We start from the raw sequence: 22,615 nt of genomic DNA, 5'->3' as shown, positions 1-22,615 counted from the left end.
TCGGCCGCATGGCGCGCAGAAAGATTGCAATCCTGGGAGGCGGTGTCGCAGCGCTCAGCGCGGCGTTCGAGCTGACGGAGCAGGATCCCCAGCATCAGCTGTTCGACATCACCGTCTACACGATCGGCTGGCGGCTTGGCGGCAAGGGAGCGGTCGGCCGCGACAAGGAAAAAGGGTATCGCGCCGAAGAACACGGACTTCATGTCTGGACCGGTTTTTACGATAACGCATTCGAACTGGTCGACCGGCTTTATGCCGCGATGATCGATCTCGATCTCAGCCCGCCGTTCGGGTCACGCGAGAACGCCTTCGAGGGCCTCGATCGATCCGTGCTCATGGAGCCGTTCAATTCCGGTTGGACTTCATGGACTATCGACATTCCACCCCATGAAGGAATTCCGGGCACACCGCGTCCCGCATTATCGCTCGTCGATTTTCTGCGCTCACTGCTCGAATGCTCGGTGCAGCAGAGCCAGTCGATCGCTGGTTTCACCGACCAATGGCCGGCGGGGACCCAGCACTCCGCCGTGGCGGCCGGAACGACCGACGGTCCGTTCAGAACGGCGCGGGCGAAGATCGATATCCTGCCGCAGGATCCCAGGACGGTCAGCCCGAGTGACGCCGCCGAACTACAGACGATACTAAGGCATGCGCGGACTCAGCTCTGCGACAAGCCGGCGTCAGCCGCCATGTCTCGCGACCCGCGCGAGATCGTGGCGGAGGTCGCGCTGACGATCGCGATCGGCATGTTGAGCGACGGCGTGCTGTGGCAGGGCTTCGACTGCATCGACCATCAGGAGTGGACCGATTGGATGAGGTCGAACGGTTGCTCGGATTCGACGCTGGATTCCGCCATCGTCCGTGGCTGCTATGATTATGTGTTCGGGTTCTTCGGTAGCCACACGGAACACGGGAATGTCGTTCCCTGCAGGAATGTGGCGGCTGGCACCGGCACCCGCATCCTGTTGAAGCTGCTCTTCACATATCGCGGGTCGTTCTTCTACCTTCTCAAGGCGACCATGGGCGAGCTGCTGTTCGCTCCGCTCTACCAGGTCCTCACGAAACGCCATGTCAAGTTCGAATTCTTTACCAAGGTCGAGCACATCGGACTGTCTCAAGACAAAGCTTCGATCGAATTCATCGACACCACCGTGCAGGCGACCACCCACTCCGGCAATTCTTACGATCCGCTGATCTGGATCGGCGCAGATGGCACAATCCCGAGCTGGCCTTCCCATCCAGACTACTGTCAGCTGGTCCAAGGACAGGATCTGCGGGACCAAAGAATAGACCTGGAATCGGCATGGACGAAGTGGCCCGGCGTCGACCCTCCCCGAAAGCTGCTGCGAGGGAGGGATTTCGACGATGTCGTGCTCGGCATCGGCATCGGCGCATTTTGCACGATATGCAGCGACCTGATCTGCCACACGCCCGGCTGGCGAGAGATGGTCGATGCCATCAAAACGACGGCGACGGTAGCCTTTCAAGCATGGACAAGCGTCGGCATGCGAGAGCTCGGTTGCAAGCAGGATCGAACGGCTCTTTCGGGATTCGTATTGCCGCTCGATACCTGGGCCGACCTCAGCCTGATGTTGCCACTGGAAAAATGGCCTCAACCGTCTCCCAAGGGGTTGGCATATTTCGTTGGCTCCCTGGTCGACGATCCCCTGGATCCGCCGCCCCCGTTCTGCAAACACAGCTATCCGGCCAGGATGCTCGCGCGGCAAAGGCGAAGGATGCTGCGCTGGGTCGAGAGCGACCTTCACTTCCTATGGCCCGGAATTGAAGGCCCCGGCCATGCCATTCGTTGGGAGCGATTCTTCGACTATCGTGCTTATTCCCCACCCACTCGAAGGCGGTTCTTCGCGCAATATCCGAGGGTGAACATCAATCCCTCGGACCGATATGTGTTATCGGTTCCCGGCAGCGTGTTCAAACGCATGGAGGCCGGCAATTCGGGGGTCGACAATCTCTTTCTCGCCGGCGACTGGGTTCGTACCGGTATTAATGCGGGTTGTATTGAAGCATCGGTCATGGCGGGCCGCGCCGCGGCAGCCGCAATTGCAGGAGTAGATATTGCCATGCCAAACGCCAACGACTTCGACGACGTTTCGCTGCCAACCGCCTTGTTGCCGGCATTGGACCTGTTGCGCAAGCTTGCCACTAACGCCGTCGCCGGTACCGGCGAAATCGAGGCGTTCTGCGTCGTCCAACAACGGCCGCGCTGCGAACTCGAGAAAATGCTACCCGATGGGCTGACACTCCTCGAACCTCCAGCGCCCCACAGCACGATCAAGACAGCGCATCACGGCGCGTCGTCCGATGCAGAGGGCAAGACGGAAAAGACAGCGGGGAATATTCCCGAGCCACCGCATCATGTCGTCCTGATCTTTGCCCGGCAACGCAACGTGCGTCCGGGACCACTACCCTTCGGCGGCGCGCACTACCTCGAAATCGCCCAGCTGATTCCCGACGTTATCCATAAGAACGCACCTTCATTGCAGAACGTCCTGTTCAGCTACATGCCGCATTTGTTCGTGAGCTCGCTGGCAGCCACGTTGATCGGCCAGAATTTTTACGGCTTCAACAAACAGGTCGCACGAATCCAGGATGATAATGACTCCTTCTCCATGCGAAGCTCATCCGGCACCATAAGAACCTGGTTCGAGCGCGACGGCGTGCCCGGTGGTATCGACAGTTATCTCGTCATCAAGCAACTCCGCGACAAACTGGATCAGCCGCTGGTCGGCGTCCAGCCGGATGGCAATTTCGTCTACTCGATGCTGAAATACGGTCTAGGCGGCGCGGTCGTTCAACCCATCAAAGGCAAGATCGCGCTATCCTCGCCTTTCGCCCATAAGGCAGACGAGATCGAACTCGCACCGATCTCAAAGCCGCCGCAAAAGGACGACTCTTGGGGATTCCGGTTCATCGCGCCTTGGACGCTCAGCCTGCCCTTCAACTTTCCGGCCGGGCAGCCGAGTTCGAGCGCAAGAAATCTGGCGAGGGCCACCGGCGAGTACAGCACGGCATTGCTGGGCCGTATCTTGGTACGACGCTGACGGCCGGGAATTGGCGCCACTAATTCGCTCAATGGTCACCAAGACACTGCACTCGCACGAAGCCCTTAGGATGACGACAGCCATCAAAACGGCGAGAGTCGAGCATGAGGATGCAGCGCCCCGGACCCGACAGCCGAACGCCAGGCAGCCTTTCACTCGTTACTCGTGCCTTGGCCGCAGAGCGCGCCCGCCCCCGAGCCGGCGGACCGCGTGGAAAGTACCATCCCTTTGGAGGCTGGATAAGGCAATGAACCGCGACGGTATGACGAATGCCGCATGGTAGCGGGGGTCCGCTACATCGCTAGACCCACTATTTCCGAAGCCCTGTTTTCCTATCGCGGAGAAGCATAAGTCGCGACGTGAACCCTTGGTAGTTCGTCAAAAGTCGCCGTTCCTACGCAATCCTTCGCCCGCTTAGAGTGCTCCGCTACTAGGGTCGAGTAGAGGCGTCGATCGCTCGACGCCCCCCTCACAGATCCGGACGTGCAGCTTTCCCGCATCCGGCTCCTCTGACGAGTAACTTGATCAGACCATTTGGTGACGCCAGTCGCGTACATGCCCGATCGGTACCGGGAAGACCCTCAGGATCGCGTTGAACCGCTGCCACGACAGCTTCGGCCTTTGGCTTCGCCGTAGTAGGACCCGCCGCCACGCCTTCATTATCTGAAGACGGAAGCGACCGAGGCAGGTGCTGTTGCCGGGGATGCCGAAGTAGGCGTAGTGCCCGCGCAGCACCGCAGCCAGCCACCTGTGCTGGTCGCGGAGCCGTTGGTGCATTCGTCGCCTCATCTCCTGGCGCAGCTCCTTCAGCTTGCGGATCATCCGTTTCCTTTGGGTCTTCTGGCAGATGAAGACCGAACTTGGCCAGTCGCTCCGCCAAGGCCGCCGTCATCGTCTCCGCATCCTGCCGTCGCTGGAACAGGAGCAAGTAGTCGTCGGCATATCGGACCAGCCGTACCTGACCAGTCGCATGCCGCCGCTTCCACTGCTCCATCCAGAGATCGAGCACATAATGCAGGAAGATGTTGGCGAGCAGCGGGCTGATGCCCGCGCCCTGGGGCGTTCCTTCCACCGTATCGGCGTACACGCCATTCTCCAGAATGCCGGCGCGGAGCCATTGGCCAATCAGCCGCAGGACTCTCGGGTCGGCAATCCTGTGCGTCAGTATCCGCAGCAGCCAGTCGTGGTCAACGCTGTCAAAGTATCTGCGGATGTCGGCATCGAGCACCCAGTTCACCGGCTCCGTCGTGATGGCTTCGCGCACCACGCGTAGCGCCTGATGAGCACTGCGTCTGGGTCGGAAGCCAAAGGAGCAATCGAGGAAGTCGGCTTCATAGATGGCGCTCAAGACCTCCGCCACCGCGCCCTGGACGATTTTATCTTCCAGCGCGAGGATGCCGAGAGGCCGCTGACCGCCGTCAGCCTTTGGGATGTACGTCCGGCGAACCGGCAACGGCCGATAACGGCCGCTATGGACCCTGTCGGCTAGATCGCGAAGATTACCCTCGAGGTCTTGCCTGTAGGATTCCACTGTCACCCCGTCTACCCCGGGCGCCGCCTGCCGCCGCAGCCGTCGATACGCCCTTTCGAGCGCAGCGACGTCAACGTGGTGCAGCAGCGCCGTGAACCTGGTCTGGCGCGACCGTTTGGCCGCCTCATTCACCCTGGTGAGATTGGCTGACAGGATGATCCGGCTCTGTGTCCGGTCCCGTGCCTCTCACCGGAGTTTCCCATCAGTCGGGGCCTTCCCTCCGGTCGACTCGTTGCCTTCGCCGCCATCGATAGTACTACGCCCCGATCCGCCACCGTGCCGTGCCTGAGGAACGGCCTTTGCTTTTCGCTCGGCCAATTCCCTCTCCGGTGACGAGCCGGAGCACACGATAGGGCTTCTCAGGTTCCCATGATCTCTGTGCGCGCGTGATGTGGTCTCCGACCCCGGCGGCCCAGAATCTGCTCGCCTTTAGCGCAGATCCCGGTGTTGCCTTCGACTTTTGAAGCAGCCTCGGCGACCGCGACGATCCCATTACGTGGCCCAATACACACCCTGCACGCTTGCTGTCTACGCTTAGTCCTGCCGTTACCGGTTCGGACCCAAGACTCGCTACGAGGCGTCTGGCTAAGACCTACCTCGGCAGAACTTTCATCCACTAGACATCATGAGCTTCTCCTGACGCACTTCAAATCGGGGAGGCGCAACCACCGATACCGTCATTCGGTTCAAGTTGCGATTTGACCCGGTCCTCCCTACGTCCCGAACGTAATCAGCGGCCGAAAAAATCAACAAAAACAACGAAGCTCAGTCGTGACTGACCACCTTTATCGCTGTTTGTTCACGGGGTTTCGGTGGTCAATCGGTGGTTGACGAGGTTCGGTTCGCGAACCGAGTGGCAGATTTCGATTCCGCGGGTCGCAGGTTCGAATCCTGCCGGATCGCCAGTCAGGAGTTCATAGCGACCTCGGCGTTCCCCGCGCCGGGGGTCGTTTTCTGTTTTACCTGGTATTGCCTCTTGTTCCCGGCCTGTCATTCGGGAGTGCTCTGGCCCGGTCCGCCGAAAACCGATGTCGATTTCACCAGGGGTCGTTAGGAGATCAGCAATCAGAGCGGCGCACGCTTTCCTGTGGGACGGGACCGTTGGGGACGACACATGGCGGTCCTTTTCGGGAGGAGCTGGCGTGCGGCCCTGGCGCCGGCTCTTCTTCCAAACGTTTGTGTGAGCCAAGCAACAGTCGTTTGGCGCGAAGGCTGCTAGGTTACCGATACTGGGAATTTCAGGGCCCCAGCGCTGGGAATGACAGGGCGCCGCCGGGACAAACCATTTCGGGCCCGGCGGCGTACTTTTGAGATTTGGCGACTGAGCGCGAGGCGTCTCCAGGATGAATGGCAATAAGATCGCTACCAAGACCGTGATGGTCGCGCTGGCCATCGGCATTGCCGTATGGGCGACGATGGGCGCTCCCCAGCCGGGCACAAATTCGACCGTTCACCTCGCCAGCAGGAGATGAACCCAGCGGCACGGGCCATGCAGTCAGATTGACGCTGGGGATTTCAGTGTCCCAGATCAGGAAGGCAACGCCGCCGGGCGCGTATTTTTGAGACCGGCGGCGTCTTTTCTTGGAACTATTCCGATGATCCACACGGGTTTCGTGAAGGGCAGCAAAGACAATAGCTAGCCGCCTTCACCAAAACCCGATTCCGAAATCTTTAATAGATTCGGACCAGCCTCCATCCGCGACAGGGAGGTGTATCATGCATAACCATGACTTTGTGTCTGATGGACTCCTCGCGCTAATCACGACCTGCCTTGTGCTGTTGTGCTCGGGCCTGCTCGTTATCGCATTTAGCTAGTCTGGACCTTGGCACCCTCCTCGTTCCGGATGCTGCTAGGGGGCCGCTGGGGACATCCCGCGCAGAGCATAAGCGCGCCGCATTTTCGTCACGCAAAAACGGCCGGCCTGCTCATCCAGCATTCACATTCAACTTCCTACAGTTTGGGGGCCTTAGATTCCACGAGAGGAAACCATGAAACTTAAATTTGCACTTGTTGGACTTGCTGCGCTCGGCAGCCTTGCTGCGGCAGCAAGCGCGTCGGCGATGCCGCTCGCCACATTTTCTCCCGCTTCAAACGTCGAGAACGTCGCCGTAGTCTGCGGCCCGAACGGCTGTGTGCGCACGGCGCCCGTCTACAGGGGGTACGGCTACGGTTACGGCTATCGTGGCTACGGCGTCCGTCGTTACGGATACGTGCACAGGGGCTACGGCTATCATAGGGGTTACGGCTATCACGGCGGTTATCGCCGCTGGTGATTTCGCGCAAAAGCCCGTCGGTAGGATTGATCTGCATCACTCGCGTGTGTTGACCGCGCTGCTACCGCTGTGTTGCGGGGATTACAGGGCCAGCTGGAAGGCCGCCGCCGGGATGCAGCATTTCAAGCCCGGCGGCGTACTTTTTGGGATCAGATCCAGGCCGCCCCCCAGTCAGGCAGATGATCCGGAAGCGGCTTATCGAACAGCGGCACCCATCACAGCAAGCCCCGCGCCTTCGATAGCGCTCTTTGCATACTCGACTTTGCCTTCCCATTCGAAATGAAAGGCCGACAAAAGCTTGCCCCTTTCGGTGCGCGCTCACCGTCTGGGCCGGCTTCTGATTAATGGAACAGCAACGTCGTTTGCATAAGATGCAGTCCACTCGCTGCAGGACGCTCGAAAATGACCGAGTACGTCATCAGGGAAGTTGGCCTTCGCCAGTGGCTCGTGTTTGCCGATCGGCGAAGCATCGCTTTTTGCGCCGACGAAGATGAGGCGGTAAAGGCCATGACCGAGCATAGCGCGCGCCGCGGTCGACAGCCTGAAACAATGGAAATTGCGTTAAGGGGAAGTCCGCCGGCGTGAACCGGTGGGCTCCTCGCGCCTTCACGCTAGGCTAAGTTGACGGCTGCTACGGCCATCGTCTGCCTTAGCTTGTAGGCAACCTTCCTTGCCGATGCAGTCACTGTTGGGCCATTCTTCGCCTTCATCTTCGTACCGGTTCGGCTGCGGCATCGTCTATTCAGCGAGCCAGGAACGCCGCGCAACCCATACGAATACTTCCGGCATATTCGATTGCCGGCAATGCGGAAAGCTTGTTCGCCACTGGGCTGGGCTCTACGACTATAACGAATGGAGAATCGCTGCCCTGCCCTCCAAGCAACCTAAGATGAGAAATGAAATACGCCGGTGACCGTCCCTACTCCAACCCTGAGAAGGCCGCACGTCGGATCATGGAGCACGCTCGGGCATTCCAGCCAGTGCAGGACGGCCGGGTCTACATTGAGAAGATCAACTATCCGATGCTCTACCAGGACAAGGCGACGCCGGCCGAGTACTGGGCAGGCTTGGAGTACGCCAAGGATCAGGGCTGGCTCGAGTACCACGAGAGCGGGACGTTCGTGCGGATGACGCAAGCCGGCAAGGACTTGTTCGCCTGATGTGCAATCTCTTTTCGATCACCACCAACTAGGCGGTGTGCACTTTTGAACTTAAGCCTCAACTGTAGAGGTCCAGTTAAGTGACTACGCATCATAACGAACAGCTGTCGGCGGAGCCGACCTCAGATCGCGGACATTTTGTCCAACTTGCGCCGCCTTCGCTTGCCTAGCGCAAACCATACTCGATATTCAGAAGGGCAGAACCGTCCGGCTTTATCAATGCCAGTGCGGTGAGCGCATTTGGGACGATTAAGGCCGCCTCAGTTGGCGGCCTCTTTCATCGCCACGAAATCAACGCCAAGGGCGATCAGTACGTTTTCATCGGCATGGCCGGGACGCAAAAGGCGATCATTAGCTGGGCGTCGGCAAGCGTAACACCGAAAGCACGATGGACTTTCGGCTTTCTGCATGATCTGCGCGCCCGCGTGATCGGCCAGCCCGAGTTTTCAACGGGCGGCTTCCATCCCTACCGCACGGCGATCCGCGACGCCTTCGGCGACGGCGCGTCGCATATTTCGCATCTGCGAGTGGCCAGCTTCTCAATAAAAAGCCCCAGCGCTACCGGGGGGATAGACGCTGGGACATTAGGTGAATGGACTGGGCTGGCAGGGACCGGATCCATTCACCGGATGAACGCATCGCCTGAGGTGCCAAAGCGCGTCCAGCAGATGCCCAATTGGATCGTTCCTCGCAGAGGATTTTCACGCCCGCAAATGGCGGATCAAAAACGGTCCCAGCGCACCAGGGCAAGGTCGCGCTGGGGCTGATACAAACGAGTGCGCGTCTGCGGGGCAATTGGGGGGACTCAAACGCGCCTTCGCTGTCCGCTTCTCTCCCTTGCATAATTTTCTCGTTCTGGAGTCGTTCCAGTGTTGCGGCCTGTTTTGGTTTGGCGAGTGGCCTATTTCGGCCAGTACCCGACGATCGCCGGCCTCTTCCGTCTCGTCAACCGCTGTGTCGGCAACCTGCCGGCGATGCCGGGCGCGTTCCCGGATTATCCGGCGCCGGTCATTCGCGATGGCGCCGGCGGTCGCGAGATGGTTCTGATGCGCTGGGGCATGCCGTCGCCGCCGCAGTATGGCGGCCCGCCGGTGACCAACATCCGCAACGTCAAGTCGCCGCACCGAAAGCGCTGGCTGAAGCCGGAAAGCCGCTGCCTGGTGCCGTTCAACAGCTTCTCGGAATACGCACGGGAGCCGAACCCGGAGACCGGCGAGAAGGACGTCGTCTGGTTTGCGCTGGGCGACGACCGGCCGCTGACTGCCTTCGCCGGGATCTGGACCGAGTACGCCGGCGATCGCGGTGCCAAGCCGGTGCCCGGTCGTGGCACCGATCCGTCCCAAGGCGATGCCGGTGATCCTGACCACCGAGGAAGAGCGCGACGTCTGGATGCGCGCGCCGTGGGACGAGGCGAAGGCAGTCAGCGGCCGCTGCCCGACGAAGCACTCAAGATCGTGATGCGTGGCGCCGACAAAGAGGACCGTTTGTCGGCTGTCTAAAGGTCTCAATGGCTCAAGAAGAGCAAAAGACCAGCCGCGATCCACAGCGGCGACAAGCTCAACAGCATGGTAAGCCAGAACTGCAGTTCTCTCAGGACGCGGGCACTTCCCTGCATAGCGTTTTTCTCACTTCTTGAGGGGAAGCTAGCCTACTACGTGAGATGCGGTCCATCATTAACGCATATTATTTTTGCCTCGAGCCCGTCCGCCGGAGCGGCACATTCACTCGTGTGATTCAGACTAGCAAAGATCTGTTCGCAAGAACCTAAGGAACCAGCAGAGCTTCCACGTCGTTTGTCATTTGTCAGTGCAGCCTGCGAGTCGTAGCGCGACGATGTACAAAGATGCGATCATGGACGAGTTGAGGCAGATCGAAATCGATGTGATCGAAGGCGAAAGGCGGCTCGCGGAGCTTGAGGCGCTGCTGATTGAATTGAAACGGTTGAATGAAGACACCACTAAGGTCGAAGCTGAGCTTGAAGTGATGCGCAAAAATCAGCTCGACCAGGATCAGAACCGCCAACGCCTGCTTTCGCTTCTCCATCCCTAACGGAAGGGCAATTGCGGATGACTCCCAGAGAACGCCATGACATGCCTTGGATTATCGGAGCCGCCGCCTTCGCTTTCGTCCTAGCGATCGTGGCGGGAGGATTGACCTACTTCCATTAACCGCCCGTCCCTATCCTTGGCGGCACGTCGACCGACCGAATGATCGAGCCTCGCTTGCCGCAGACTGTGCAGGTGAACCGCGGCTCGAGATCTGACAGGCGCATCTCGTCCGGCCATTTCGACGCGTCCGTCTGGACGTTGTGCGAACATTGATGGTCTTTGCAAAAGACCATGATGCAAGTTGCGCCCGTTTCGCGCATTTCGCCGAACGTGATCTTGGTAGGGCATCCTTCATAGGAGCGCGATTTCAACGCTTATCGGCGTGATCAGCAATCCCACGAACCTTGGCGGCTGTCCTACCGTGGTGCCTATCATTGGTCGGTCAAGGGATTCGCAGACCTTGCCCATGGGCGTTGCGCACCACGAAGATCCTCCGCCATGAGCCCGCAATCGACCTGGTGGCCCGGAGAGCGGTGAGAGCTTCGGCGGCGCCGCAAGAAGATCCCTGCGTCTCGTTGGAACACAGCCCACAGGACAATTGTTGTCAGAGCACTGGCGGAGGCCGCGGAAGTGGCAGACGAACTTGAATATTCAGGACACCGGCTGTTGGTCGTCGAGCAACCCGGCGGCGGATTCTTAGTTGAGATAGCGCCTCTCAACGGCCGGCAAACCATTAGAACGATGACCTATCAAAGCTCGCGGGAAGCGATCACCGCGGCAAAGAGAACGATTGACAAGCACCCGGGACACAGGCGCGCCTCGTAGCGCCCATTGGGCGGTAGATCGATCCGAGGAACGGGCGCAAAGCTCTGCCGTTGGATCGGTCGATGGCCCCATCAATCACCATTCATTTTGCCTGCTCCAACTGCGGCGCAGTTTATTCGGCTCTTCAGGAGCGCAGCTCGATCCCGGTGAACACGTCCGGGTCTTTCGATTGTCGGCAATGTGGGAAGCTGGTTCATCATTGGGCCGGGCTCTATGACTATCGTGGTTGGAGATTCGTAGCCGCGCTTCACAGACAAAACGGAGGGAGCGAATGAGATACGCGGGAGATCGTCCTACTTGCGCGACGACAAGGCACGCCGGCCGAGTACCCGCTGGGCTAGGTGTGCGATCGCGCATGGCTGGAGGAGGTCGACAAGAGCGGTACGTTCATGCGGATTGACGTAGCCGAGCAAAGAACTCTTTGAATGACTTGAAGCATGCAAGAGGCCGCCACACTGAGGCGGCCGCTTCTCACAAGAATATCGCAATTGCTGCGATGGCTATGCGGCTCAGCCCCAACACGACGATGCTCGTCCTGTAAAGTAGGTCACCGTAAGTTGGAGTCTAGCGCGGGCCTAGAGGCCGGTGCTCGGGCCAGTCATCTATGATGAATTGCGGCGTGATCCGAGGTTCCGAAGCTAACACCCATATCAAAAATTGCCACTTCGTCCCGATGCGTCCAAGTGTCCAATTCTCGCTCCAGGCGCCTTTCAGTCCCGGCCAGGAACGAACCTGCCCCGGTTGGCTTAGTCCGATATGGGAAGGTTCTTAATTGGGATTATTCTGCTCAGCATCGCGATAATTGCCGCGATGTACTTCCACGTTCTCAGTCTCGGATAACCTTACCGACATCGGGCCCTTCGATACCCCTCCGCTCTGCTCATCAAGCAGCCTGAGGCGTGCGATTCCGACAAGCATCGATGGCGCGGTTGGCCAGCATGATCTTACGCCGCTCACCAGCAAGGGCCATGCGACCAACAGCATTCACGAGAAATCGACCGGTCTCATAGCCGTCAATGATCTCGCCGGAGGCTTCGAGAAAATCCCAAGCAATCTGAACTGCGTCTTCTACAAGGATATGTACACTCTCACCCATCGTTCTGAAACGCGTTGGGGAAAACACCGTTCCTAAAGCGCGAGCACCGCTCGGGAAACTCTCAGGACTTGGAGGGAGGAGATAACTCCAAGCCCTACACCGGCGGTCGGAGGCCAGGCGATGAGGCCCAATCATCAATATGAGCGGCCGTATCTGCCCTCCGTGCCCGTTTAATCAGGTCCTCGCGCTCCTGACCATCTGGCAGATTATTAGCCTGATCAAGGATATCGGCCGCAAACTTCGCAAGCCGTTCTTGTAGGGTTTCTGTCTGTTTGAAGCGACGCCGCTTCTTCATGGCGCGGATCTCTGTTTGCGTGGGGCGGGAGCGTTGTGATGGGCGATCTCATCACCGGTAGATACCTTGGGCCGCACGGTGACGGATCGAACGTAGGCCCGGAGCACGATAGATTCTACAACCTTAGTTACTTTCCCAAAATTCACCTCGACGCTCGGATTTCCGCGAACCGCGCCGTTGGACGAAGCCTCCACCCCACAGCGACTTTCGGACGTTGATAAACGGGCGAGATCACCCTTCGCCAATGACGAGGAACAATTTCGATTAACAATCGTTGGCCTTTGGCACCGGCGCAGAGGGTTTCGGGCGTCGGTAGTCGCGAGCTGTGATGCTCTCCCTCGATAGCTTGTGAAGAAAGCAAGCTCCTCGCCCGTTCCATGTTTTAAGTATGAAGAACGCGGATGCCCTCGACTCTACCGACGACGTTGATCACAAAGTTGACTGTCTCAAATCGACTAGACGGTCAGGACATCCGAGCCATAGAGCGGCTTCCAATCCGCGAGCAACAGCTGCCGGCCCAAAAGATCATTGTTGCCGACGGAAGTCGGACAAGGGAAAGTTGCCTGCTCGCCGAGGGCTTTGCCTTTCGCGCGAAGGTGACGCCCGATGGAAAACGGCAAGTTCTATCGCTACACGTTCCTGGCGAGATTCCCGACTTGCAGAGCCTGCACCTCAACGTCATGGATCATGACTTCTCGACGCTTACGCCTTGCACGCTAGGCTTCATTCCACACGAGGCGATCAAGAGCTTGAGCAGGGAGCGGCCTAACGTTGCGGCAGCTCTATGGCGCGAAACGTTGATTGACGCCTCGATTTTCAGGGAATGGATCGTGAATGTCGGCCGCAGATCAGCGGTCGAACGCATGGCACATCTTTTCGCCGAAATGCACAGGAGATTAAAGGCCATTGGCCGGACCAGCGACGGCAGCTTTGCCTTCCCCATCACGCAATCCGACCTGGGTGATTGCCTAGGACTTTCCACCGTACACGTCAACCGCGTGCTGCAAGAACTGCGTGAGAGCAACATAATGCAGGTCGAGCGCTCGCAATACCGTATCCTGGATCACGGCAGGCTGGAGGAGTTGGCCGGATTCGATCCGACCTACCTTCATTTGCAGCCCGCCAGCTAACTTGAGCCGAGGCGTTTGGCCGTGACCTCGATCTGAAAAACCGGCATGTCTTCTCGCTTGACCACAAGGGACCAGCGGTTTGACGCGTCGAGGCCAAGGTTGGACTCGATATCCCGAACAGTCAGGAGCGCCTGCTGCCAAGCGGCCTGCTCGTCCTGCAATTCCTCCCCGGCGGGATCGTCGAATGGGTGGCCGTTCGTAATGTGGAAATAGTATCTACTCATCGTCCCTCAATGCCCGAAGGAAGTCATGGTTCCTTACGAGCGGCGCTTGCGAAAGGTCGCTCGTGCTGCCTTAGGGAGACTCACGTTTACTTAGCCGACCTTTCGCTTTTGCATCATGGCGGCCAACCGCCTTCTACTTGAGGGACGGGTCGCTTTGGAACGGCTGCCAATCCCCGCCGTTCATCGCTCACAGTCAAGTTTTGGGATTTGCAAGATGTCCAAGACCGTTGGCGAGTTCGTAGTGCAGCGCCTCCAGGATTGGGGCGTGCGGCATCTCTTCGGTTATCCCGGCGATGGCATCAATGGCGTGTTCGGCGCGCTCAATCGCGCCGAAAGCAAGATCGACTTCATCCAGGCGCGCCACGAGGAGATGGCGGCGTTCATGGCGTGTGCGTATGCCAAATTTTCCGGCCGCCTCGGCGTCTGCATCGCGACGTCGGGCCCCGGTGCCTCACACCTGATCACCGGTCTGTATGACGCCTTGCTCGACCATCAGCCGGTGCTAGCCATCGTGGGCCAGCAGGCGCGGAACGCGCTGGGCGGGCAGTATCAGCAGGAGCTCGACCTGGTCTCGATGTTCAAGGACGTCGCCAGCGCGTATGTCGCGCAGGCCTCCTCGCCCGCTCAGGTCCGCCATCTGATCGACCGCGCCGCGCGCATTGCGCTCGCCCGGCGCACCGTGACCGCGCTGATCCTGCCGAATGATCTGCAGGAAGAGGATTACGAGGATCCGCCGCGCGCGCACGGCACGCTGCGGTCCGGCGTCGGATACACTCCGCCAAGGATCATTCCGGCGGAGGCCGATCTCGACCGCGCCGCGGAGGTGCTCAACGCCGGCAAGAAGGTCGCGATGCTCATCGGCGCCGGCGCGCTTCACGCCACCGACGAGGTGATCGCGGTTGCCGAGCGGCTGTCGGCCGGTTGCGCCAAGGCACTGCTCGGCAAGGCCGCGTTGCCCGACGACCTGCCGTGGGTCACAGGCTCGATCGGCCTGCTCGGCACCGAGCCCAGCTACAACATGATGATGGAGTGCGACACCCTGCTGATGGTGGGCTCGGCCTTTCCCTACGCCGAATTCCTGCCCAAGGAAGGCAGCGCGCGCGGCGTTCAGATCGACATCGACGCCAGCATGCTGTCGATCCGCTTTCCCATGGAGGTCGGTCTCGTCGGCGACGCCGCCGAGACGCTGCGCGCATTGCTGCCGCGACTGAAGCAGAAGAGCGACGGCAGCTGGCGAAAGACGATCGAGGACAATGTCCGGGCCTGGTGGAAGACATTGCAGGATCGTGCGCACCAGCCGGCCAAGCCTGTCAATCCTCAGCGCGTGACATGGGAGCTGTCGCCGCGCATTCCCGATTGCGCGATCATCACCAGCGATTCCGGCTCCTGCGCCAACTGGTTTGCCCGTGATCTAAAGATGCGTCCCGGCCTCAACGCCTCGCTGTCGGGCGGCCTGGCATCGATGGGCGCGGCCGTTCCCTACGCAATCGCCGCGAAGTATGCAGCGCCCGATCGTCCCGTCATTGCGCTGGTCGGCGATGGCGCGATGCAGATGAACAACATGGCCGAACTGATCACGGCTGCGAAATACTGGCGCACGTGGCGGGATCCGCGCTTCATCGTCTGCGTCTTCAACAACGAAGACCTCAACCAGGTCACCTGGGAGCAACGCATCATCAACGGTGATCCCAAATTCGAGGCTTCGCAGCGCATTCCCGATGTCTCCTATTCGCGCTTCGCCGAGCTGATCGGGCTGCGGGGGATTTATGTCGACGACCCCGCACAGCTCGGCCCGGCCTGGGAGCAGGCGCTGGCGAGCGAGATGCCGGTCGTGCTGGAGGTGAAAACCGATCCCGAGGTGCCGCCGCTGCCGCCGCACATCACGCTCCAGCAGGCGAAGAATTTCTCGCTCGCCCTTGCCAAGGGCGACCCGAACGAAGTCGGCGTCATCCGCGGCGCAGCGCGTCAGCTGCTCGAGACCATATTGCCCGGCAAGGAGAAATGAAGGCCAGGAGCGATGCATCGCCAGATGATGCTTGCCGTCTGTTTGGTCTGCGCAGCACTGGCGCCGGCGCGCGCCCAGTTGACCAGGTCCGATCTCGCCGGGGTCGAGGCATCACCCCGGCCCGGCGCCGTGCTACCGCTGAGCGTCCGCCTGCGGGACGAAAACGGCGTCGCACGGCCGATCCGGCAATGGCTCACCGGAGGACCAAGCGTATGGGTCCTCGCAGATTTCACCTGCGATACGTTGTGCGGCCCGGTGGTCAGCACCGTCTCCGATGCGCTCCGGCAATCCGGCCTAAGTCCCGGTCAGGACTTCAATCTGAACGTCGTGAGCTTCGACCCGCAGGATACCGCGGAGAACGCGAAGGAGATGAAGCAGGCGCAAGTCGGCCTCGAAGCGCTGGGCGACGCCACCCACGTCCTGCGCGGCGACGCCAGCAACATTGCGGCACTGACAAGAGCATTCGGATTTGAAGCGGTCTACGACCGCGACCACGGCCGCTACGCGCATCCCGCGGCAGCCTTTGTCGCCACGGCCGACGGTCGCATTGCGCGCGCCCTGCCCGGTTTCGGGCTCGATCCCGCCAATCTGCGCCTCGCGTTGGTCGAAGCCGGTCAAGGTCGCATCGGCGGATGGGCCGATCATGTCAGGCTGATGTGCTACGGATTTGATCCCGCAAGCGGTCTCTACACGCTCGCGGTCGGTCACCTGCTCAAGGCAACCGGTCTTGCGACCTTGGTCTTGCTAGGCCTGCTCATCGCCGCTCTGCTTCGGCGCGAACGCGAGGTGGCGCGAAGTTGAGCCATCTGGCATGGCGCAGGCGGAACGCTGCGCCCGAGGCCAACAGCCCCATAAGCAAGGCCAGACCAGCCACCAGCATGATGCCGGTGAGCCAACCATGGAGACCAGCAATGGCCGGGAATGCCAGGACCGACGCCTCGCAAATCCGCATCGCGAGCGTGAGGGCGCATAGTCCGAGTAGCCGACGGCGATCGGCGCGGACGCGACGGCTTACCAGTGCAAAGAACGGAACCACGAGCTGACCGACGGCCAGAAGGGCTAAGCCGAACTGCCAGCCCTCCGACGAGCGATCGATGTACCAGGTCACCTCGTCCGGAATGTTGCCCGACCAGATGACGATGTACTGCATGGCATGGAGATAGGCCCAGAGCAGGATCATCGACAACAGCAGCGCGCTGTAGCCGCCGGCTCGCCTTATGCCGCAGAGAAGTCCAAGGCCGATAGCGCCGGCGACGCCGTCCAGTAGCACCATACCGAGATACAGCAGGCCATAAATCGATGAATGAAACTGCGGATCCAGCGCTTCGATCCAATCCACACCGGCGAACGATACGGAGATCGCGTAGACGATCAGTCCACCGGACGCCGTCCTCGCCATGCGATTCGGGTCCGGCCAGGCCGCCTGCAACTTGAGGGCAAGCCAGGTCCAGACGATGAAATAGGCCACCGTTCGCGCCGCCACGAACCACGGAGCGAGATAGATCGTCTTGAAGGCCGGTAGCACCGCGTGAGGTCCGGCCGCAGGATAGAGCGTAGCGAGGTCGAGCAGGACCGGCAGGAAGAGCACGCCGAAAATAGGAAGGGTGGCGCAGATCGCCGTCATTGCCGGCTGCAATTCCTCCGTCCACGCCCGCCGCACCAGATAGCTCGCCATGAGCACGCCGAGCGTCCCGATCGGAACCGCACTGACCGCGATCCAGGCCACGAGATAGGCCGCGGCGGTCGAACGATGGTCCGCGAACGCACCAGCAACCAGAATGCCGGCCGTGCCGACGACGGCAATCATCAAACGGCGATCGCGCAGGCCGCGTCCGATCATGGTGGTTCCACAAGCTTGCCGCGCTGGTCGGCCGGCACATCGTCGATCGACGCATGACGGCTGAGCTGCAGCGCGCGAATATAGGCGACGATCGCCCAGCGATCCCGCGGCGGCACGCGCGCGCCATAGGAATACATCGCGCCGTAGCCGTTGCTGATAACGTCGAAGAGATGCTGGTCTTCGGCGTTCCGCAGCCGCTCGGCATGGTAACTGGTCGGACGCGGCATGCCGCGCTCGACGATGATGCCGTTGCCGTCCCCATTGGCGCCGTGGCACGGCAAGCAGAAGATGTCGAAGCGCTGATGGCCCCGCTCCAGCAGCGCCGCTGTCAATGGCGGCTTGTTCCGCACGGCGGCCTGTTCCGCCAGCGCGTCGCGGTCGACCGCGCCCGCTGGCGGGTTGCGCAATGCGCTGCCGCGAAACAGCGGCGCGCGGCCGTACTCATTGTAACGAGGCTGTGCGTCCATGTTCTGGTCGCACCCGGCGAGCAGCAAGGCCGACGCAAGAAGCCATGCGCCCTTCATTACGACACGAGCTCCACTGACAGCGCCCCAGCGCTCTGCAGGAAAGCAGCCGTCTTTTCGGAATCGAACGCTGCGTCCTCGGCCAACACGCACAGAAAGAACCGGTCCTTGCTGGCGCGGGCGATATGACGGGCGCTGAAGATCGGATGATTGAGCCGCGGCAGGCCGTTTTGCCAGAGCATGGCGATGATCATCGCGAGTGCCGACACGAGGATCGTCAGTTCGAACACCACTACGGCGAAAGCCGAGAGTGCGTAGAGCGGCCGCCCTCCGACATCGAGCGGATAGTCGTAATTCACATAGAGTTGCATCAGCAGCGCGATGGCGGCGCCCGCGAGACCACCAGCGAGACCAACGATGGAAATCCGGGGCGTTGGCAGACGGAGTACCTTCGCCAGCCCCTCAACCGGAAACGGCGTGAACGCGTCGAGCTTGCGATAGCCCACCTCGCGGGCCTTGCGCGCGGCCACGAGCAGCGCCTCTGGGGTAGCGAACTCGCCGAGCAGGCCGAAGGAGTGCTCAGCCATGAGGCTCCTCCTGCTCCTTGTGCAACAGCTCCTCGGTCTCAAAAATCGAAATCATGGGAATGAAGCGGATCGCAAGCAAGAACGGCACCAGGAACAGGCCGATCGTGCCGAGATAAGTCGACCAGTCCCAGAAGGTCGGAGTGAACGCGCCCCACGACGACACCAGGAAGTCGCGGTAGAGGCTGGTGACGAGAATCATGTAGCGCTCTAGCCACATTCCGATCACGACCGAGATGGAGATCGACAGGAGCATCCAGCCTCTGCGCCGCAGAGAACGCCACCACAGCCCCTGCAGAGGAATGAAATTGAAGACGACTGCGCCCCAATAGGTCCAGGCGTAGGCGCCGGTGAGCCGGTCCGTCAGCGTCTGCATCTCGTGCGGGCCGCCGGAGTAGAGCGCGTCAAACACCTCGAAGACATAGCCGTAGCCTGTCATCAGGCCGCAGGCGAGCAGCACCTTGCCGAGCAAATCAAGGTGGTCGTCGGTCACGAGATTGCCAAGGCCGAATAGTGATCGCAGCGCGATAGCGATGATCGCGACCATCGCGAACCCGGAAAACGCCGCGCCGAGCACGAAGTATGGCGGAAAGATCGTCGAGTGCCAGCCGGGGATCTGGCCGGCGGCGAACAGGAGCGACACCTCGCTATGCACCGAGACGACCAGTGGCACCGCAAGCCCCGCGGCGACGCGATAGGCTTGCTGCCAGCGCTGCCAATGCGCGGCCGAGCCGCGCCAGCCGAGCGACGTGATGCCGAAGAAAATCTGCCAGCCGCGCTTCCTCGACCGGTCGCGCGCGGCGGCGAGGTCTGGAATGAGGCCAGTGTACCAGAACGCCAGCGATACGGTCAGATAGGTCAAGACCGCCCAGATGTCCCATTCCAGCGGGCTGCGAAACTGCGGCCATACCCCCATCGTCGCGGGGTACGGAAACATCCAGTACAGATACCAGGGACGCCCAAGATGCAGCACCGGATAGATGCCGGCGCAGATCACCGCGAACAGCGTCATGGTCTCGGCAAAACGATTGAGGGAATTGCGCCATTCGCTGCCAGTCAGGAGCAGCAACGCCGAGATCAACGTCCCCGCGTGACCGATGCCCAGCCACCAGACGTAATTGTGAATCGCGAATGCCCAGTTGACGGGGATATTGATGCCCCAGATACCGACACCACGGGTGAACAGCGCGGTTATGGAGACTACAAGGAGGAGCAGCAGCGCCGATGCGATGATCATCGCAATCCACCAGCGCCGGCGCGCCGGGAAATGCAGAGGAATGCCGGTGAGCTGATCGCTGACCCGCCCGAGGCTCTGGTCTTGCGGCAGGATATCGGCGGTGCGATCGGTCATCCTTGGCCTCCCGCGGGTTTCCAGCGTGCCAGATAGGTCGTACGCGGTCGCGTCCCCTGCTCTTCCAGCAACACGTAATGCCGTCCGTCACCGCGCAGGCGCGATACCTCGGAGTCGGGATTCCTGATGTCGCCGAACACGATCGCCTTGGTCGGACACGCGCTCTGGCAGGCGGTTACCACCTCGCCGTCGCGGATCGGCCGGTTCTCCTTGTCGGCCGCGACATGCGCAGCCTCGATCCGCTGCGTGCAGTAGGTGCACTTCTCCATCACGCCGCGCGAGCGCACCGTGACGTCCGGATTGTGTGCCGCATGTTCCGGCGCATCGGACGCAGGGCGATAGTCGAAGAAGTTGAAGCGGCGCACCTTGTAGGGGCAGTAGCTCGAGCAAGTCCGGGTGCCGATGCAGCGGTTGTAGACCATCTGGTTGATGCCCTCCGGACTGTGCGTCGTGGCATGGACCGGACAGCCCATCTCGCAGGGGGCCTGCTCGCAATGCATGCAGGGCACCGGCTGGAAGAAACTGCGCGGCTCCTCGACGTCGCCGGTATAGTAGCGCGCAATCCGCAGCCATTGCATTTCGCGGCCGACCTTGACCTGCTCGCTGCCGACGACCGGCACGTTGTTTTCGGCCGTACAGGCGGCCACACACGCATTGCATCCGATGCAGGCATCGAGGTCGATCACCATGCCCCAGGCGTTTTGCGCCGAAGGCTTTGGCGGATAGAGGCTCGGTTGCGTCGTCTCCTGCTTGGGATGGTCGGTGTCGGCTGCATTGACTTCACGGACGAAGTCAAAGCCCTCCATGCGGTGATGCAGCTGCGTGACGGCCAGCGTCTCGCGGGTTCCCAGCTTGTGCAGGCTGCCCTTGGTCTGCCAGGGCTGGTCGATCGGTTGGACGTCATAGGCATTGTAGCCGAGACCATCGCCAACCCGACCCGCTTTGCTCCGGCCGTAGCCGAGCGTGAGCGCGACCGTGTTCGGGGCCTGGCCTGGCAGGACCCACACAGGTCCGGCGATCGATCGATCCCGGACCCTAATCCTGACGTGATCGCCATTGGTCAGATCCTTTCGCATGGCCAGCGCCGGGCCGATTGAAATCACGTTGCCCCAGGTCAGCGTGGTCAGCGGCTTCGGCAACTCCTGCAGCCAGGCATTATTGGCGAAACTGCCATCCCAGATCGTCGGATCGGGCCGGAAGACAATATCCAGTCCGTCATCCGGCAGCGGCGGGACCACGGCGGTTGCCGCCGCGTGGATGTTCGGTGGGGCCGCCCTCTGCTCCGGGACATAGCCGTCGTGCAGGCAACGCGTCCACTTCGTCTCGAAATCGTCGCCAAGCGCCGCGCGCCACGTGTCCCGAACCGGCGTTTCCGGCAACGGGTCCAACTGCCCCAGCAGCAGCGCCATGACCTGATGAACGGTGCGGACGTCGTAGAAGGGTGCAATCGTGGGCTGGATGATAGTGGCCGTTCCATCGATCGAGCGCGCGTCGCTCCAACTCTCCAGCGTATGCGTCAATGGCAGATGCCATTCGCAAAGCGCCCCTGTCTCGTCCCGATGGATGCCGATATGGACCGAGGACCTGACCTTCGCAACAGCGTTCCTGAAAGCCAGCCATGCCGGCGCAGTATAGGCCGGGTTGGCGTCAATTATGATAAGCGTTTCCACAGCGCCGCGGCCGATGTCGTTGACCAAATCGCTCAATCTCTTGGCGTTCGCGACATTGGGGACAGGCGCCGCAGCGCCGAGCAGCGCAGTCGCGCCGAGCGCCTCGTTCGTTCGCGCCACCCAGGACGCTGTCGCGTCGTCACCGAAGCGGCTGCAGGTCACGAGCGCTCGGCCTCGCGCCGACCGGCACGCATGGACCGCGCGATCGAGCCATCGTTGCTCCTTCTCCGAAAGATCAGGCTTTGCGGCGCCGGCGACGTCATATGAATTGGCGAGTCCTTGGGCGATGAGCCAGGTGCGGGAGGCATCGACCGCCACCCTCGCCTCGGCCATCGCTCCTGTCGTGGACGGCACGGCCTCCGCCATGTACAGCGCAAGTCCAGGCTTGTCGGCGGTGCGATGTCGCGCCGCCGACCAGGCGCGCGCGTTGGCGACCTGGTGAGGTCCCGCTCCCAAGAAATCGTCATCGAGACTGACGACGACGTCGCAGTTCTCGAATTGTGGGCGAAGTTGCAGCGGCTGACCATAGGCCGCTCTCGTCGAATCGAGTCCTCGTCCGCCGCCAACCGCGGCGTGCTCATAGATCTGGGCCTTGGGAAACTCGCGAACCAGAGCTTCAATCTGGCGAATGAGCGTCGGCGAAGTCGAATGACCCAGCAACAATGCGACCCCCTCGCCCTGGCTTTGCGTCCACTGCTGGCGCAACAGGCCGATGTGATGCTGCACGTCGCTCCACGTCACCGGCTCGCCGCGATGGTTAGGTGCTTGCGCGCGGTCAGGATCGTAGAGCTCGAGCACGGCGGCCTGCATGAATACGTCGCTGCGGCCCTGTGTCGCCGGATGATCCGGATTGCCGTCCAGCTTGGTTGGCCGGCCGGAATAGGTCTTCGCAATGACCGGCTGAGCATAGCCATCCAGCGTCACCGCGGTCGCATAGTATTTTGGAACTCCGACGTCCATACCCTGCGGTTGTTCGACATAGGGCAACGCCGCGACGAACGGGCTCTTCTCGCATCCTGCTAGTCCGGCAAGCGCAAAGGATGCGCCCATCAGCTT

The 22,615-nt window shown here is 61.1% G+C and carries 17 protein-coding genes and 1 pseudogene; 10 read left to right on the top strand and 8 right to left on the bottom strand.

The features are described from left to right. The first annotated feature begins 8 nt into the window (after positions 1–8). Positions 9–3,062, top strand: coding sequence for an NAD(P)-binding protein (locus RX327_RS09360; protein WP_202814571.1), 3,054 nt, complete (start codon positions 9–11; stop codon positions 3,060–3,062). Positions 3,063–3,531: 469 nt separating this feature from the next. On the opposite strand, the gene RX327_RS09355 is transcribed toward RX327_RS09360, so the two are convergent. After that, the gene (locus RX327_RS09355) at positions 3,532–4,599 is read right to left on the bottom strand and encodes a reverse transcriptase domain-containing protein (RefSeq protein WP_317250102.1); all 1,068 of its coding nucleotides are present in this window, start codon (positions 4,597–4,599) and stop codon (positions 3,532–3,534) included. Between the two features lie 1,983 nt (positions 4,600–6,582). Here RX327_RS09355 and RX327_RS09350 point away from each other — a divergent pair. The 6 genes and pseudogenes from RX327_RS09350 (at position 6,583) to RX327_RS09325 (ending at position 10,076) form a co-directional block, all read left to right on the top strand. Then, positions 6,583–6,867: a hypothetical protein gene (locus RX327_RS09350; RefSeq protein ID WP_317250101.1), complete on the top strand. Its 285-nt coding sequence runs from the start codon at positions 6,583–6,585 to the stop codon at positions 6,865–6,867. A gap of 402 nt (positions 6,868–7,269) precedes the next feature. Continuing rightward, a complete protein-coding gene (locus RX327_RS09345; RefSeq protein WP_028332771.1) occupies positions 7,270–7,452 on the top strand; it encodes a hypothetical protein in 183 nt (60 codons plus the stop codon). A gap of 311 nt (positions 7,453–7,763) precedes the next feature. After that, positions 7,764–8,027, top strand: a complete 264-nt coding sequence (locus tag RX327_RS09340; RefSeq protein WP_317250100.1) for a hypothetical protein — start codon at positions 7,764–7,766, stop codon at positions 8,025–8,027. Between the two features lie 230 nt (positions 8,028–8,257). After that, positions 8,258–8,794, top strand: a complete 537-nt coding sequence (locus tag RX327_RS09335; protein ID WP_283089672.1) for a hypothetical protein — start codon at positions 8,258–8,260, stop codon at positions 8,792–8,794. 207 nt (positions 8,795–9,001) lie between these two features. Next, a pseudogene (locus RX327_RS09330) lies at positions 9,002–9,526 on the top strand (SOS response-associated peptidase family protein). Between the two features lie 352 nt (positions 9,527–9,878). Then, positions 9,879–10,076, top strand: coding sequence for a hypothetical protein (locus RX327_RS09325; protein ID WP_283089671.1), 198 nt, complete (start codon positions 9,879–9,881; stop codon positions 10,074–10,076). Between the two features lie 1,707 nt (positions 10,077–11,783). Here the strand turns inward: RX327_RS09325 and RX327_RS09320 are convergent. Then, positions 11,784–11,996 carry a hypothetical protein gene (locus RX327_RS09320; RefSeq protein ID WP_317250099.1) on the bottom strand — a complete coding sequence of 71 codons (213 nt, stop codon included), beginning with the start codon at positions 11,994–11,996 and terminating at the stop codon, positions 11,784–11,786. Between the two features lie 732 nt (positions 11,997–12,728). Here RX327_RS09320 and RX327_RS09315 point away from each other — a divergent pair. Next, positions 12,729–13,421, top strand: a complete 693-nt coding sequence (locus RX327_RS09315; protein ID WP_317250098.1) for a Crp/Fnr family transcriptional regulator — start codon at positions 12,729–12,731, stop codon at positions 13,419–13,421. On the opposite strand, the gene RX327_RS09310 is transcribed toward RX327_RS09315, so the two are convergent. Next, positions 13,418–13,645: a DUF6894 family protein gene (locus RX327_RS09310; protein WP_038378059.1), complete on the bottom strand. Its 228-nt coding sequence runs from the start codon at positions 13,643–13,645 to the stop codon at positions 13,418–13,420. The genes RX327_RS09315 and RX327_RS09310 overlap by 4 nt on opposite strands. A 214-nt stretch (positions 13,646–13,859) precedes the next feature. On the opposite strand from RX327_RS09310, the gene RX327_RS09305 reads away from it, so the two are divergent. Beyond that, positions 13,860–15,650: a thiamine pyrophosphate-requiring protein gene (locus RX327_RS09305; RefSeq protein ID WP_317250097.1), complete on the top strand. Its 1,791-nt coding sequence runs from the start codon at positions 13,860–13,862 to the stop codon at positions 15,648–15,650. A 24-nt stretch (positions 15,651–15,674) separates the two neighbouring features. Further along, positions 15,675–16,451, top strand: coding sequence for an SCO family protein (locus RX327_RS09300; protein WP_317250096.1), 777 nt, complete (start codon positions 15,675–15,677; stop codon positions 16,449–16,451). Here the strand turns inward: RX327_RS09300 and RX327_RS09295 are convergent. From RX327_RS09295 to RX327_RS09275, 5 genes are read right to left on the bottom strand one after another with little or no spacing between them, the layout of a single operon-like run. Then, a complete protein-coding gene (locus tag RX327_RS09295; protein WP_317250095.1) occupies positions 16,405–17,490 on the bottom strand; it encodes a hypothetical protein in 1,086 nt (361 codons plus the stop codon). The genes RX327_RS09300 and RX327_RS09295 overlap by 47 nt on opposite strands. Continuing rightward, positions 17,487–18,014, bottom strand: coding sequence for a cytochrome c (locus RX327_RS09290; protein ID WP_317250094.1), 528 nt, complete (start codon positions 18,012–18,014; stop codon positions 17,487–17,489). The genes RX327_RS09295 and RX327_RS09290 overlap by 4 nt, the downstream gene beginning before the upstream one ends. Continuing rightward, positions 18,014–18,541 carry a DUF3341 domain-containing protein gene (locus RX327_RS09285; RefSeq protein WP_317250093.1) on the bottom strand — a complete coding sequence of 176 codons (528 nt, stop codon included), beginning with the start codon at positions 18,539–18,541 and terminating at the stop codon, positions 18,014–18,016. Before RX327_RS09285 ends, RX327_RS09290 begins: the two co-directional genes overlap by 1 nt. Beyond that, on the bottom strand, positions 18,534–19,889 hold the full coding sequence (gene nrfD / locus RX327_RS09280) for an NrfD/PsrC family molybdoenzyme membrane anchor subunit (RefSeq protein ID WP_317250092.1): 1,356 nt from the start codon (positions 19,887–19,889) through the stop codon (positions 18,534–18,536). Before nrfD ends, RX327_RS09285 begins: the two co-directional genes overlap by 8 nt. Then, the gene (locus RX327_RS09275; protein WP_410712181.1) at positions 19,886–22,609 is read right to left on the bottom strand and encodes a 4Fe-4S dicluster domain-containing protein; all 2,724 of its coding nucleotides are present in this window, start codon (positions 22,607–22,609) and stop codon (positions 19,886–19,888) included. The genes nrfD and RX327_RS09275 overlap by 4 nt, the downstream gene beginning before the upstream one ends. Positions 22,610–22,615: the final 6 nt, after the last annotated feature.

Origin of the sequence: Bradyrhizobium sp. BEA-2-5 (assembly GCF_032918025.1) — a bacterium.
Classification (GTDB): Bacteria; Pseudomonadota; Alphaproteobacteria; order Rhizobiales; family Xanthobacteraceae; genus Bradyrhizobium; species Bradyrhizobium pachyrhizi.
Note: the sequence above shows the minus strand (reverse complement) of the source record. Positions and strands in the feature narration are given on the sequence as shown.

Excerpts from the sequence above, each read along its gene's own strand:
- RX327_RS09360 (WP_202814571.1), top strand. The coding sequence starts at position 9 with ATGGCGCGCAGAAAGATTGCAATCCTGGGAGGCGGTGTCGCAGCGCTC.
- RX327_RS09350 (WP_317250101.1), top strand. The coding sequence starts at position 6,583 with ATGAAACTTAAATTTGCACTTGTTGGACTTGCTGCGCTCGGCAGCCTT.
- RX327_RS09345 (WP_028332771.1), top strand. The coding sequence starts at position 7,270 with ATGACCGAGTACGTCATCAGGGAAGTTGGCCTTCGCCAGTGGCTCGTG.
- RX327_RS09340 (WP_317250100.1), top strand. The coding sequence starts at position 7,764 with ATGAAATACGCCGGTGACCGTCCCTACTCCAACCCTGAGAAGGCCGCA.
- RX327_RS09325 (WP_283089671.1), top strand. The coding sequence starts at position 9,879 with ATGGACGAGTTGAGGCAGATCGAAATCGATGTGATCGAAGGCGAAAGG.
- RX327_RS09320 (WP_317250099.1), bottom strand. The coding sequence starts at position 11,996 with ATGGGTGAGAGTGTACATATCCTTGTAGAAGACGCAGTTCAGATTGCT.
- RX327_RS09310 (WP_038378059.1), bottom strand. The coding sequence starts at position 13,645 with ATGAGTAGATACTATTTCCACATTACGAACGGCCACCCATTCGACGAT.
- RX327_RS09305 (WP_317250097.1), top strand. The coding sequence starts at position 13,860 with ATGTCCAAGACCGTTGGCGAGTTCGTAGTGCAGCGCCTCCAGGATTGG.
- RX327_RS09300 (WP_317250096.1), top strand. The coding sequence starts at position 15,675 with ATGATGCTTGCCGTCTGTTTGGTCTGCGCAGCACTGGCGCCGGCGCGC.
- RX327_RS09295 (WP_317250095.1), bottom strand. The coding sequence starts at position 17,490 with ATGATCGGACGCGGCCTGCGCGATCGCCGTTTGATGATTGCCGTCGTC.
- RX327_RS09290 (WP_317250094.1), bottom strand. The coding sequence starts at position 18,014 with ATGAAGGGCGCATGGCTTCTTGCGTCGGCCTTGCTGCTCGCCGGGTGC.
- RX327_RS09285 (WP_317250093.1), bottom strand. The coding sequence starts at position 18,541 with ATGGCTGAGCACTCCTTCGGCCTGCTCGGCGAGTTCGCTACCCCAGAG.
- nrfD (WP_317250092.1), bottom strand. The coding sequence starts at position 19,889 with ATGACCGATCGCACCGCCGATATCCTGCCGCAAGACCAGAGCCTCGGG.
- RX327_RS09275 (WP_410712181.1), bottom strand. The coding sequence starts at position 22,609 with ATGGGCGCATCCTTTGCGCTTGCCGGACTAGCAGGATGCGAGAAGAGC.